Annotated in this window: 12 protein-coding genes and 1 pseudogene; 6 read left to right on the top strand and 7 right to left on the bottom strand. The window is 66.7% G+C overall.

The genetic code is table 11. The features are described from left to right. Positions 1-2,085, bottom strand: a 2,085-nt coding sequence (locus VF794_RS11180; protein WP_331109542.1) for a M4 family metallopeptidase, incomplete at its 3' end; no start/stop codon positions are given. 500 nt (positions 2,086-2,585) lie between these two features. Here VF794_RS11180 and VF794_RS11175 point away from each other — a divergent pair. From VF794_RS11175 to VF794_RS11160, 4 genes are all read left to right on the top strand, one after another. Beyond that, positions 2,586-3,308 carry a MotA/TolQ/ExbB proton channel family protein gene (locus VF794_RS11175; protein ID WP_331109540.1) on the top strand — a complete coding sequence of 241 codons (723 nt, stop codon included), beginning with the start codon at positions 2,586-2,588 and terminating at the stop codon, positions 3,306-3,308. Positions 3,309-3,311: 3 nt separating this feature from the next. Then, entirely contained in the window at positions 3,312-3,746 is a 435-nt protein-coding gene (locus tag VF794_RS11170; RefSeq protein WP_331109538.1) for a biopolymer transporter ExbD, read from the top strand. Positions 3,747-3,763: 17 nt separating this feature from the next. Next, on the top strand, positions 3,764-4,561 hold the full coding sequence (locus VF794_RS11165) for a TonB family protein (protein WP_331109536.1): 798 nt from the start codon (positions 3,764-3,766) through the stop codon (positions 4,559-4,561). A gap of 94 nt (positions 4,562-4,655) precedes the next feature. Continuing rightward, the gene (locus tag VF794_RS11160; RefSeq protein WP_331109535.1) at positions 4,656-4,994 is read left to right on the top strand and encodes a TerB family tellurite resistance protein; all 339 of its coding nucleotides are present in this window, start codon (positions 4,656-4,658) and stop codon (positions 4,992-4,994) included. Here VF794_RS11160 and VF794_RS11155 read toward each other — a convergent pair. The 3 genes and pseudogenes from VF794_RS11155 to VF794_RS11145 all read right to left on the bottom strand — a co-directional run. Continuing rightward, positions 4,991-5,410, bottom strand: coding sequence for a hypothetical protein (locus VF794_RS11155; protein WP_331109533.1), 420 nt, complete (start codon positions 5,408-5,410; stop codon positions 4,991-4,993). The genes VF794_RS11160 and VF794_RS11155 overlap by 4 nt on opposite strands. A 135-nt stretch (positions 5,411-5,545) precedes the next feature. Further along, on the bottom strand, positions 5,546-6,901 hold the full coding sequence (locus tag VF794_RS11150; RefSeq protein WP_331109531.1) for a cytochrome P450: 1,356 nt from the start codon (positions 6,899-6,901) through the stop codon (positions 5,546-5,548). Between the two features lie 89 nt (positions 6,902-6,990). Next, positions 6,991-7,425, bottom strand: a pseudogene (locus VF794_RS11145) (endonuclease); the annotation flags it as partial. Between the two features lie 76 nt (positions 7,426-7,501). Between VF794_RS11145 and VF794_RS11140 the strand changes: the two are divergent. Next, positions 7,502-9,091, top strand: coding sequence for a recombinase family protein (locus VF794_RS11140; RefSeq protein ID WP_331109529.1), 1,590 nt, complete (start codon positions 7,502-7,504; stop codon positions 9,089-9,091). A 197-nt stretch (positions 9,092-9,288) separates the two neighbouring features. Here VF794_RS11140 and VF794_RS11135 read toward each other — a convergent pair whose 3' ends face one another. Further along, positions 9,289-9,705 (bottom strand): hypothetical protein, encoded by a 417-nt coding sequence (locus VF794_RS11135; RefSeq protein ID WP_331109527.1) that lies wholly within the window; start codon positions 9,703-9,705, stop codon positions 9,289-9,291. A gap of 163 nt (positions 9,706-9,868) precedes the next feature. Here VF794_RS11135 and VF794_RS41730 point away from each other — a divergent pair, with 163 nt between their 5' ends. Next, a complete protein-coding gene (locus tag VF794_RS41730; RefSeq protein ID WP_414640900.1) occupies positions 9,869-10,168 on the top strand; it encodes a helix-turn-helix transcriptional regulator in 300 nt (99 codons plus the stop codon). A gap of 221 nt (positions 10,169-10,389) precedes the next feature. On the opposite strand, the gene VF794_RS11130 is transcribed toward VF794_RS41730, so the two are convergent. After that, the gene (locus tag VF794_RS11130; protein WP_331109526.1) at positions 10,390-10,725 is read right to left on the bottom strand and encodes a hypothetical protein; all 336 of its coding nucleotides are present in this window, start codon (positions 10,723-10,725) and stop codon (positions 10,390-10,392) included. Between the two features lie 171 nt (positions 10,726-10,896). Beyond that, positions 10,897-11,190, bottom strand: a complete 294-nt coding sequence (locus tag VF794_RS41725) for a 4-fold beta flower protein (protein WP_414640899.1) — start codon at positions 11,188-11,190, stop codon at positions 10,897-10,899. Between the last annotated feature and the right edge of the window lie 451 nt (positions 11,191-11,641).

Genomic DNA, 11,641 nt, shown 5'->3' with positions numbered 1-11,641 from the left:
GTCACCCGTGGTGCCCGACACGCCGACCTGGTTGAAGACCACGCTCGTCTTGCCGCTCGGCACGCTCAGCGTCCAGCAGGTCAACGAGCCCGAGGCGCCCGAGTACGCAGCCGTCGAGACGCCATTGGTCAGCGCGTTGCCGCCAGTGCTGGTGCCGTACGAGCCCTTCAGGCTGACGCCCGAGGCGGCGGAGTAGCCGTTGATCTTCACGTACCAGGTGCCAGCGCCCGGGTTGGTGTGAGTGCAGGTCTCCGTGTTGCCCGACGCGTACGGACGGCAGTCGTACGAGGAGGTGGTCGGCTCGGAGCCGAACTTCACGTACATGTCGCCGTCACCCGTGCCGCCGCTCATCTCGAACTTCAGGCTGCTCTGGCCCGAGGGGACCGACAGCGTGTAGGTGCAGCTCCAGGCGCCCGAGGCCACGGAGATGTTGGTCACCGCCACGCCGTTGGAGAGGGCCACCGGCGTGGTGCAGCCCGTCGGAGGAGGCGTCGTGCCACCGCCCACGCCCACGGCCTCCCAGGCCTTGGTCACCGCGGCCACCTCGGGCGAGCCCGCGCCGTAGAGCGTCGTGGCGGCCTGCTCGGAGTAGGTCTTCGCCTGGGCGAAGGTGGTGGAGGAGGTGAAGAGGTCGGAGTTGGACTTGTAGAAGATGGCGCCGGCCTTCTGCACGCCGATCGCCGGGACGACGACGGTCGTCTTGTTGCGCGGGTGCGTACCGCCATCCGACAGCAGGGCGAAGGCCAGGTTGGCGATGCCCGAGTTCCAGTGCACGCCGCCGTTGTCGGAGGTGCCCGTGTAGCGCTCGGGGTAGTAGTCCTTCGACGAGCCGTCCTGGGTGGGGTTCTTCATGTAGCGGAGCGCGTCATTCGGGGTGGCGGGCGTCCACACGTCGTCGCCGACCATCCACACGGCCGGGTCCGTCACCCAGTTCTTCGTCCACGCCTCGCAGTAAGCGCCGAAGATGTCGCTCATGCCCTCGTTGAGGGCGCCGGACTCGTTGGAGTACACGAGGTCCGACTCGGAGTCCGTCACCGCGTGGGTCAGCTCGTGCACCGTCACGTCCAGCGACTTGCCCAGCGGCGCGGACTGCGTGCCATCGCTGTCGCCGTACACCATCTGGGTGCCGTTCCAGTAGGCGTTGGTGTAGTTGGTGCTGTAGTGCACCGTGCTCTTCAGCTGCGCGCCCGCGGCGTTGTACGAGTCGCGGCCGAAGTTCTGGGAGTAGCACTGGTAGGTGGTGCCCAGGTGATTGTAGTTCTCGTCCACATGGCTGTCGCCGGTGGCGGCGGCGCCCTCGGCGCGCTTGAGCGTGCCGGGCAGGCTGCTGCCGTTGTTGGCCGAGTACACGGCGCGGTTCATCACGGTGTGGATGTCCGTGTCGCTGCCGAGGATGGAGCCATCCTTCGCGCTCACGAAGACGCGGTCGCGGATGGGCAACTCCGCGCCCTCGCCCGTCACCCGCACCTCGTAGGCCAGCTTCAGGCTGGAGCCGTCACGGTAGTAGACGAGCCGGGAGCCCTCGGCCGCGAGGCCGGTGCCCACCACGGAGCGCAGGGCCGCCTGGGAGGCCGCCTCGGGAGAGACGCGCGCCTGGGCCGACACGTTCTGCCCATCGCGAGCCGAGCCGTTGACGGCGTAGATGCGACCGTCCTGGTCGACGTGGACGATGAGCTCCTCGTTCACCACCGGCAGGCCGTTCTTCGTCTGGCCATAGCGGATGTGGGTGTGGCCCAGCGCGTCCACGCGGCTGCTCTTCACCACCAGGTCCGCCGCCTGGAGGCGGAAGATGGGGGCGATGCGGTTGAGGGCCTCGCCCACGCGGGCGTTGGCGTCGCGGGCCGACATGCCGCGGAGCGACTGGCCGGCGGAGCCGAAGTCACCGCGCACCATGAAGGGAATCTCGTCCACGTGCTTGCCGAGGACCTCGGAGCCGGGGATGGCGCTCAGCGCGGCCTTCACGTCAGCGGTGGACAGGGTGCCGATGTCGGCGCTCTCCGTCACCTGCTCGTTGGAACCCTCAACGCCACACGCCGCCAGGGGCAGGGCGAGGAGAGCAGCGGTCAGGAAATGATTGCGAACCAAGAGGAACCTCCTGCTGGCCGGTGACGGGGGTGCCACCGCAGCCGGGCTCGGCTTTCAGCAGGATACGTGCCGTTCCACGAAGGTCCGGGTTTCCCTCTGTACGGCTTGTTCCTGGAATCGCAGGTGGTGCATGGATGTCCACATGCCTCCGGGCCCGCCTGTATCCGCGCTTGACACGAGTCCAGCCAAGGCCTTGAAAAGACAGGACTTCCGCGCCAACGGCCCACTGTCCTGATTTCGGCCATCCCGCCCGAAATGGGTCAGATTCTACCCACCTGTCTTCGGGGGCCGAATCGGGTCGCTCCGTCAACGCGCGGGCTTCCTATCAATTCCTTGTCTTCCGCACAATTCAACGGAGGGTGAGCCTTCCCATTACCGTCCAGGCAGGGGGCCAGGGGCCAGACTGGCCGAATCATTTGACTTTCGATGCGATGGGGAAGAATGGATGCAGCGCGTCGGCGGTAGGCTCGGGGCGCATCCTCTCTCCTCACGTGGGTCTCATGACGTCGTTCCTCCTCCTGGCCCAGATGGGCAGCAACGAGCATGTCGGTTGGCTCAGCCGCAAGCTGCTGGGCGTGACGCTCACCAGCGCCGAGTGGGTGCTGTGGCTGCTGGTGGTCCTCTCCGTCCTCTCCATCGCGCTGATGCTGGAGCGGGCCGTGTACTTCGCCACGCACCGGCTGCCCAACTCGGAGGAGTTGGCGCTGCGACTGGCCCGTGGGGAACTCGAGGCGGTGCGCGCCGCGGTGGGCAACCACAAGGGCATGGAGGCCGCCGTGCTGCGCGAGGCGCTGGCCTCGGTGGAGCAGGGCCCGGAGACGGTGGAGCAGGTCATCGCGTCGACGGTGGCGCGTGAGCGTCCCCAGTACGAGCGCTACCTGTCCTTCCTGGGCACGCTGGGCAACAACGCCCCCTTCATCGGCCTGTTCGGCACGGTGCTGGGCATCATCAAGGCCTTCAACGACCTGGGCAACATGGGCGCCAAGGGCGCGGCCATCCAGCAGACGGTGATGGCGGGCATCTCCGAGGCGCTGGTGGCCACGGCGGTGGGCCTGGCGGTGGCCATCCCCGCGGTGGTGGCCTTCAACGTCTTCAGCCGGCAGCTCAAGACGATCACCTCGCGCACCAACGCGCTGGGCCATGCGCTGGTGGGCAGCCTGCACGCGCGTGCCCAGCGCGCCGAGGCGGCGCCCCGCGTCCTGGCCTCCGGAGAGGGGCGCTAGGACATGGCGGGCGGCGCGCAGGACAATGACGAGGAGATCACCGGCATCAACGTCACCCCGCTGGTGGACGTGGTGCTGGTGTTGCTCATCATCTTCATGGTGACGGCCAACTTCATCGTCCGCGAGACGGTGGAGGTGGACCTGCCCCGCGCCGCCAACGGAGGCGAGACGGTGCAGGGGCTCGTCAACGTGGTGCTGGACAAGCAGGGCAAGCTCTTCTTCGACGGCGCGGAGGTGAGCGAGGAGGGGCTGCGGCGCAAGGTGGTCGAGGCCCTGGCGAAGGACAAGGAGACGCGCGCCATCATCAGCGCGGACCAGAGCCTGCCGTATGGACAGGTGATGCGGCTCATCGACGTGGTGAAGGGCGAGGGCATCGCCAAGTTCGCGCTCAACATCGAGAAGGACGCGGCACCCGCGGCTTCACCCGCGGTGCCCTGAAGGGTGTCCCACAGGCCATGAGCCAGGCCGCGCTCGACACTCCCCTGCCCGTCCGCCGCGACCGCTCGTCGCGGGCGGTGCTGCTGTTCCTGCTCGTGTCCCTCGGGGTGCACGGCGTGGGTTTCGTGCTGCTCTCGCGGATGCAGGAGCGCGCGACGCCCACGGTGCAACGCCCCGTGGAGCTGGTGATGGTGGAGGTGCGGAAGCCGCCCCCGCCCCCGCCACCAAAGGAGGAGCCCAAGCCTCCACCGCCCAAGCCGAAGCTGGCGCCCAAGCCGCCCCCTCTCAAGGTGGCCCAGGCGGAGAAGCCGCCCCCGCCGCCTCCGCCGGACGCCGCGCCCCCGCCGCCCAACGACGCGCCTCCGCCCGAGCAGCCCTCCAAGCCGGTGCCCCTGGTGGTGGGCATCTCCATGTCCTCCACCACGAGCGCGGGCGGCTTCGCCGCGCCGGTGGGCAACACCGTCTATGGAAAGACGGGGGACAAGGCGACGGACCCGAAGGAAGTGAAGGCGTACTCGGCGCCCAAGTACGTGCCGGTGTACCAGGTGGACTCGCCGCCCTCGGTGGCCTCGGAGGTGAAGGTTCCCTACCCCGACGAGGCCCGGCACGCGGGCGTCGAGGGCCAGGTGGTGCTGTCCATCACCGTGGACAACGAGGGCCGCGTGGTGAAGGCCGTGGTCCTCTCCGGTCCCGGCTACGGCCTCGAGGAGGCCGCACGCAAGGCCCTGCTGCGCTTCCGCTTCAAGCCGGCCGTGAAGGGCGGCGAGGCCGTCTCCACGGAGATGAAGTACACCTACACCTTCCTGCTGGACTGACCGAGCGTACACACCTGGACGCCCGGGGGCCTCCCTCCCCTCGCGGCCACCGCCGCCGGTGTAGAGTCGTCTCCCCTACCCTTGAGGTCGCCGGATGACGCTCTCCACCGAGGATCGCTTCAACATCGAGGTCATGAAGCTGCTGCTCCAGGTCGCCTGGGCCGACCGCGAGCTGACCCAGTCCGAGCGGCTGGTCATCATGGGCCTGGGTCGCAGCTGGAGCGTCCCCGAGGGGGAGCTGCACACGCTGTTGGATCGCCTCAAGGCCGGCGGCACCATGCCCGAGCCGAACCTGGAGGTGCTGCGCACCCGCCCGGACGATGTGCTGGAGGCCGCGCGGGCCCTGTGCGTCTCCGACGGGAAGCTCGCCCAGGGCGAGAAGGCCCTGCTCGAGCGCATCACCGCCATGCTCGCCGCCCCGAAGCAGGGCTAGGCCACCGCGGGCTTCGAGCTGGGGGCCAGGTGCACGTTGATGCTGTGGGTCCCCGTCACCCCGAGGTACGTCTCCACGTTGCCCTTGCCGCCCTGCTCGAAGGTGATGACCTGCGAGCGGTTGCCGAGCCTCGCCTCGATGGTGAGCTTGTTGCCGGAGGCGGTGTACGTGGCCTGCGTGGTCCGGGAGCCATTGAGGTTGACCTCGGCCGTGCCATCCTCGAGCAGCTTCAGCGCGAGCGAGAGGTCTCCCTTGTAGAAGACCGTGTCGATCTTCCCCTTGAAGGCCGCCTGGTTGGCGCCCAGGTCCAGGAACTCGCCGCTCCCCACGTTCACGAAGATGACCACCTGCGCGAGGATGTTCAGCTTCGTACCCGCCGCCGTGCCGCGCCCGATGAAGTTGCGAAGGTCGACCATGGTGTCCTTGTTCGATGTCGGGGTGTGACTCGCGCATCGTAACAGCGGCGGACCCACCGTCCCGGCGCGTTTTTCACGGCCCGGGGTGATCCCTCCCGGAGGGTCGCCTGCCCTGGAGGCGGGGAGAAGGGCACCTCACCGTCCAGACTCCCTCGCGCGCAGCCGCACCCTCACCCCGTGCTTCGGGCGCAGGGTGATGGACGGCAGCAGCTCCACCCGGTCATCTGGCACCCGCTCGAAGCGGAACCGCCGTGCCAGCGTGGCCAGCACCAGCCGCGCCTCCATCAACGCGAAGCCCGAGCCGATGCACAGCCTCGGCCCGCCGCCGAACGGGAACCACGCGTAGCGCGGCAGGCGCTGCTCCAGCCCATCCGCCCAGCGCTGGGGACGGAAGGCCTCCGGCTCCTCGAAGAAGCGTGGATCGCGGTGCGTCGTCCACGGGTTCAAGATCATCATCGAGCCCGCGAGGACACGCCAGCCGCCCACCTCGTCGTCCTCCAGCGCCTCGCGGCTGAGCGACCACGCCGGCGGATAGAGCCGCAGCGCCTCCTTCACCACGTGGTCGGTGAAGACGAGCGCGGGCAGGTCCTCCGCCGTCGGCTCCCGCCCGCCCAGCACCGCGTCCAGCTCCCGGTGCAGCGTGGCCTCCACCTCCGGATGCCGGGCCAGCAGGTGCCAGCAGAAGGCCAGCGTGATGGCCGTGGTCTCGTGGCCCGCGAGCACCAGCGTCAGCACCTCGTCGCGAATCTGCGCGTCACTCATCCGGCTCCCGTCCTCGTCCTGGACCTGGAGCAGCAGGGAGAGCAGGTCTCCCGCGTCGTTCCCCGCCTCGCGCCGCCGTTGGATGAGGCCGGAAACGAACGCGTCGAGCCGGCCCACCGCCGCCCGGTAGCCGAGGTTCTCCGGGGTGGGCAACCACTCGGGGAGCAGCAGGGCGTACATGTCCGCGAAGTGCTCCATCACCCGGGCGAGCGCCGGGCCCACGGACTCCGCCTCGCCCTCCGTCTCCAGGTCGAAGAGGCATTTGACGGCGATGCCGAGCGTGAGCTCCATCATGTCCGCGTAGACGTCACGGACCTCGCCATCCCGCCAGGACGCGAGCCGGCGCCGGGCGTGCTCGGCCATCACCCGCCCGTGGAGGGCGAGGCGCTGGCGGTGGAAGGCGGGCTGCATGAGCCGCCGCTGGCGCAACCAGAAATCGCCCTCGCTGGTGAGCAGCCCGTTGCCCAGGAGCCGGCCGCCCAGCACCCGGCGCTGGAGCTTGTCCTTGACGTAGTTGCGGTGACGAGTGACCAGGACATGCTCGATGTGCTCCGGGTGCTGGAGCACGTACGTGGGCTGGCCCAGGAAGTCGATGTACACCACATCGCCGAACCCGCCCCAGGCGCACCGCTCGATGAAGCCCAGCGGGTCCTTCGCGTAGTCGACGACGGCCCCGAGCACGGGCAGGCCGCGGGGGCCGGAGGGAAGCTGCTCTCGCGGGAGACGCATGCCCCCAGCTTGGGCGTCGGCTCCGCCGGGAGCAAGCGGAGCGCCTCCGGTGGGGCCTGCTTCACCGGAGGCGCCCCCGCGGAGGGCTACTCGGCCGGGACGATGAAGTCCTTGATGACGGCCATGTGCTGCATGTTGGTGGAGCCGCTGTCGGTGCTCAGCGCCGGGGAGATGTCCGAGAGGGGCGAGTACACCCGCGTGTCCACCACGAGGCCCGCGCTGAAGGAGCTGGCGCCGATGACCGTGGAGGTCTGGTAGGCGCGCAGATCCGAGTCCACGAGGACGTGGTCATACGGCTTGGCGCGGGAGGCGTTGGTGTTGGTGTTGCCGTTGCGGTCCGCCGGGTACGGGCTGCCGGTGGTCACCACCTGGCTGAAGGTGCTGAAGGCGCTCTCGGAGCGGGTGTCGGTGTTGAAGTCCCCGGCGATGGCCAGGTAGTCGCCCACGGGGATGCTCGCCTTGATGCGCGACACCAGGCTGTTGGCCTCGTTGTTGCGCGTGGTGGCGTCCGCGGTGAGCATGTGTGGGCCGTGGTGACCTGACTTAGGGCCTCCAGTTGAACAGGAGGCCGACGGGTCCTCCCTCTTACTGGAGACGGCCATGCCCAAGGCGTACAGCTACCTTCGCTTCAGCACCCCCGAGCAGATGAAGGGGGATTCCCACCGCCGTCAAAGCACCCTAGCAGCCGAGTATGCGGCCAAACACGGGCTGGACCTGGACGACAAGCTGACCTTCCAAGACCTAGGGGTGAGCGCCTTCCGGGGCAAGAACGCTGAGGGAGGGCAGCTAGGCGTCTTCCTGGCTGCTGTTCATGCCGGGAAGGTGGAGCCCGGCTCGTACCTCCTGGTGGAGAGCCTGGACCGCATCAGCCGCCAAGCTGCCCGGAAGGCCCTCCGCAGCCTGGAGGACATCCTAGAAGTGGGCATCACGGTGGTCACCCTGACCGATGGCCGCGTCTACACCCGAGAGGTGCTCGATACGGACCCCATGGCCCTCATCATGAGCATCCTCGTCTTCATTCGCGCGAACGAGGAAAGCGCCAACAAGTCCATCCGCATCAAGCAGGCGTGGACCGGGAAGCGCCAGAAGGCGGCCCAGAAGCCCCTCACCTCCGTTGCCCCTCTCTGGCTTCGGCTCGACAAGGAGACCGGCCAATGGAACGTGCTCCCCGAATGCGTGGAGGTGGTCCGGCGCATCTTCCGGGATTACCTCGCGGGCCAAGGGGCGATGAGCATCACCGTGGCATTGAACAAGGAGGGGGTTCCGCCCTTTTTCCGCGAGGGTCGCGAGGGGAAGAAGCGCCAAGCTCCCCGATGGCATCGGAACACCATCCGCCGCATCCTGAGCAATCCAGCCGTCATCGGCATGTACACCCCCCATGTGACTGAGTACGTGGATGGGAAGAAGCAGCGCAAGGCGGCTCAGAAGCCCATCCCGGGCTACTTCCCGGCCATCGTGGATGAAGACACCTTCCAGCGTGTCCAGGCGCTCCTGCTCGATACCCCTTCCCCCTTGCGTGGCAGGAACGCCAGCGGCGAGGTCAAGAACCTCTTCGGCGGTCTGGCGAGGTGCAGTCAGTGCGGCGGCACCATGGCCTACGTGAACAAGGGACAGCCCGAGAGGGGCACGTACACCTATCTCGTCTGCCTCAAGGCGCGTGATGGAGCGGGCTGCAAGTACGCGGCGCTCCGCTACCAGCAGCTTGAAGCCATGTTCCTCCAGAATGCGCCCCGGCTCCTGGGGACGGTTTCACTGGAAGCGGAGCACGGCCCCCTTGAGGCGGAAATCCGAGAGGCCGAGTCCGCCATGACGGGCGCCGAAGACACCCTGGAGCACCTTGCCGAGACCTACGCACGGACGCGGATGGACACGCTGCTCAAGCAGATGCGGTCCATTGAGGTCGATAAGACCGAACTCCAGAAGCGGCTGGATGACCTGTACGCGAGGGCCGGTGCCGTGACGTGCCCGCTGGTCACGAAGCGCATTCAGGAACTAGAGCAAGCCCTCCAGGCCGACCCGTTGGACCGGCGCCACGTGAATGCCCTGCTTCGGATGCTGTTCAAGTCGGTCACGGTGGACCTGGACAGCGGCATTGCCGAGTTCGCCTGGAAGCATGGGGGAACGGGGGACGTGCTCTTCGGGTTCCCCAGGGATGACGCCAAGGCTGGGAAAGTCGCCAAGGCCGCGTGACCGGCTCCCATCCCCGCCCGGCCCTGGTGATGCCCCTCCAGGGCCTCTGGCTGGCCCGTGGTGCCGCGTTCCGGGGAATGGAGGGGGAGAGGGAGGGCTCCCCGCTCCCATAACCGTCCAGGGCCTCTGGAGGGGAGGACCGATAGAGCCGAACATTCCCGCGCTCTATCGGTCCACCTTCGGGTGCCTAGCGGAGCCTAGGCGTAGGTCCACTCGGTAAGCAGTACGTCTTCAGCTACCCGGGCTTCGTGCTCCCCGACCGCGTTGTGCGGAGCCCACAGAAGAGCCGGGTTCACCTCCCGTCGAACCACCGCCTGCAACAAGTCCAAGCGTGCACCTACGAGGGCCAGCACGGATGAAACACCGTGGAGCGAGTCCGCCTCCATGTCTTCATCCATGAAGCCGTAAGCATCCATGTCCGCCGTGATCTGCGCACACCGGACAGACATCGTGATGACGGACAGTTCCCTGTTGAGGCTGACCACCTTCGGCCCGGTCTCCTCGGGTTCCTCGGGCTCGTTCTCCTCGGGCTCGTTCTTCTCGGGTTCCTCCAGCTTGGTCGCTTCGGGAGCCGTGGTCTCCTCGGGAGCCTTCTTCTTCCTGCGGGTGGGCATGTGGGCCGTCCTTTCGTCGGCTAGGGCCTGCCAGCATGGTAACTCCTATGTAGTGTAACTCAACTGTTAAGTTACCTTTGAGTTTATGTGGCCCGAACCGCCCAAACAGGTCGGAAACATGCGAGTTGTGTAACTCTCAAGTTGACCCGGCCAATGTCGCCCTGTGCCCGCTTCCCGCAAGTCACCCCATTCCCACGGACCTTCCGAAGTTCGGACGCGGAAGGACTTGGCCCCCGTCATCAGGCGGGAGCTAAAGCGCCTCGGGATACGACTCCGAGAACTTCGGGAGGACCGGGGGCTTACTCAGGAGCAGGCAGCCGAGATCATCGGGGTGCATCCCAAGTCCATGCCGCGCATAGAGGGCGGCACCGCGAACCCCACCGTTGCCACCCTGGTAGCTGCGTCCGTGGCCTACAAGGTCCCCCTAGGCGACCTGTTCCCCGACGGGGAAGAGGGGACTTGAGTTAGGGCCTCCAGTAGGAGAGAGGGAAAGAAAAGTTATTATAGTAGTAGAGGGATGCTGGAGCATTCCTTCTAGTTCCCCTCCAGATGCCCTAGTGAGTTCAGCCCTAGTGAGTTCATAGGGCATCACCCCGAGTCCCTGACCGGCCTACACCCTCCTTCCCCTTTGTGGGTGGGCGTGGTGAGGCCGGTTTTTTGTTCTCCAATTCTACGTCTGGGGGCTTAGTCCTCGTCCTTGTGATGGACGTTCTGGCACCACGAGCAACGGCCGTTTTCCGCGAGGAAGACTTCGGACCACGGCATCTCGTTTGGGCACTCGCTGCAAGTGGGCGCCGGAGGTGACTCGCCGAACTCCACAGAGCGCGTTTTGTAACCAGCGAAGTTGCCGCCGAGCCAGCTAGTTACCCCAGCCATTAGAGCGTAGTGCTGGTTCCTAGTCAGGCCGCTCATGGAACCGTCGGCAACAACCTTCTTGGCGATGCCACCGGCGGGGCCTTCAAGCTGCTCGCTCGACACCAACTGCCCCAAGAAGTCCACAAACTCGTCTCGATCTTCCATGGTTCACCTCGGATGAAGAAGCCGCTACCCAGGTACTTCGCAGAGACATAAGCAAGGCCCCTAGGAGCCCCGGGAGAGTCGAGCCGCTACCCACGGACCCCCGAGGCCCCGACAAGAGGCCCAGCGGGCGCCTGGAGGCTCTGGAGGTCATCCAAAGCACCGGCAGGGTCACTAGAAGTCAGGGTCTTCCCATCCACCGAGCGCTTGTCCGACGCGGTTCGCTTGCCTCCCATAGCTGGCCCTGACGGTCTTGACTCGTGAAGCGTGGGTCGACCGACTGAGCCCGGCGCGTTTCCCGATCCAGTCCCCCTGATAAAGCTCGCCTATGTACCTACCTGTCGACGTACTGAAGGCGATGTCGCCATCGAAGTAACCGACATTCTCGCCGGAGGCGTCGTAGAGGTTGTCCCCAACCTGCCATCCTACGAAACGCCCCGACCGAACGGCCCAAAGTCCTTTGGCCATGTTCTCCCCACTGCCCAAAAACGGGAAACCCCCCGAGTTCATGAAGAACCCGAGGGGCTTATAGTGAACGCGGGACTCGAACCCGCACGAGGCTTGCGCCTCCTCGGCTTGCGAGGCCGAGGCGTCTACCGATTCCGCCAGTTACAGCTAAGGTAAGGCGGTCAAGGGCCGTGTCAACCGAGTCTCAAACCTGATGGCATCCCGCCAGAAGCCAGCTCGGCCTGTGTGAACGGCACCCCCATTTCAGCACGGCCCCATGCTCCCCAAGGGGGCGAGCCGTTCTCACTCCTCAGAAAGGGGGCCAAGTAGGGGCGAAAGGGGGCTTGTGAGTGTTGCTCGTCAGGAATCGCGCCTCATTTTCGTCTACCGGTCCTTGGAGGTCAGTTTCTGATGAGCATCAAGATGCGTGGTAGTGACGGAGTTGAAGTAACCATTCCCGATGGGGCCATCG

Origin of the sequence: Archangium sp., assembly GCF_036389735.1 — a bacterium.
GTDB lineage: Bacteria > Myxococcota > Myxococcia > Myxococcales > Myxococcaceae > Archangium.
Note: the sequence above shows the minus strand (reverse complement) of the source record. Positions and strands in the feature narration are given on the sequence as shown.

Coding starts and splice junctions, on each gene's coding strand:
- VF794_RS11140 (WP_331109529.1), top strand. CDS start 7,502: ATGCCCAAGGCGTACAGCTACCTTCGCTTCAGCACCCCCGAGCAGATG.
- VF794_RS11160 (WP_331109535.1), top strand. CDS start 4,656: ATGACGCTCTCCACCGAGGATCGCTTCAACATCGAGGTCATGAAGCTG.
- VF794_RS11135 (WP_331109527.1), bottom strand. CDS start 9,705: ATGCCCACCCGCAGGAAGAAGAAGGCTCCCGAGGAGACCACGGCTCCC.
- VF794_RS11155 (WP_331109533.1), bottom strand. CDS start 5,410: ATGGTCGACCTTCGCAACTTCATCGGGCGCGGCACGGCGGCGGGTACG.
- VF794_RS11165 (WP_331109536.1), top strand. CDS start 3,764: ATGAGCCAGGCCGCGCTCGACACTCCCCTGCCCGTCCGCCGCGACCGC.
- VF794_RS41725 (WP_414640899.1), bottom strand. CDS start 11,190: ATGGCCAAAGGACTTTGGGCCGTTCGGTCGGGGCGTTTCGTAGGATGG.
- VF794_RS11150 (WP_331109531.1), bottom strand. CDS start 6,901: ATGCGTCTCCCGCGAGAGCAGCTTCCCTCCGGCCCCCGCGGCCTGCCC.
- VF794_RS11170 (WP_331109538.1), top strand. CDS start 3,312: ATGGCGGGCGGCGCGCAGGACAATGACGAGGAGATCACCGGCATCAAC.
- VF794_RS11175 (WP_331109540.1), top strand. CDS start 2,586: ATGACGTCGTTCCTCCTCCTGGCCCAGATGGGCAGCAACGAGCATGTC.
- VF794_RS11130 (WP_331109526.1), bottom strand. CDS start 10,725: ATGGAAGATCGAGACGAGTTTGTGGACTTCTTGGGGCAGTTGGTGTCG.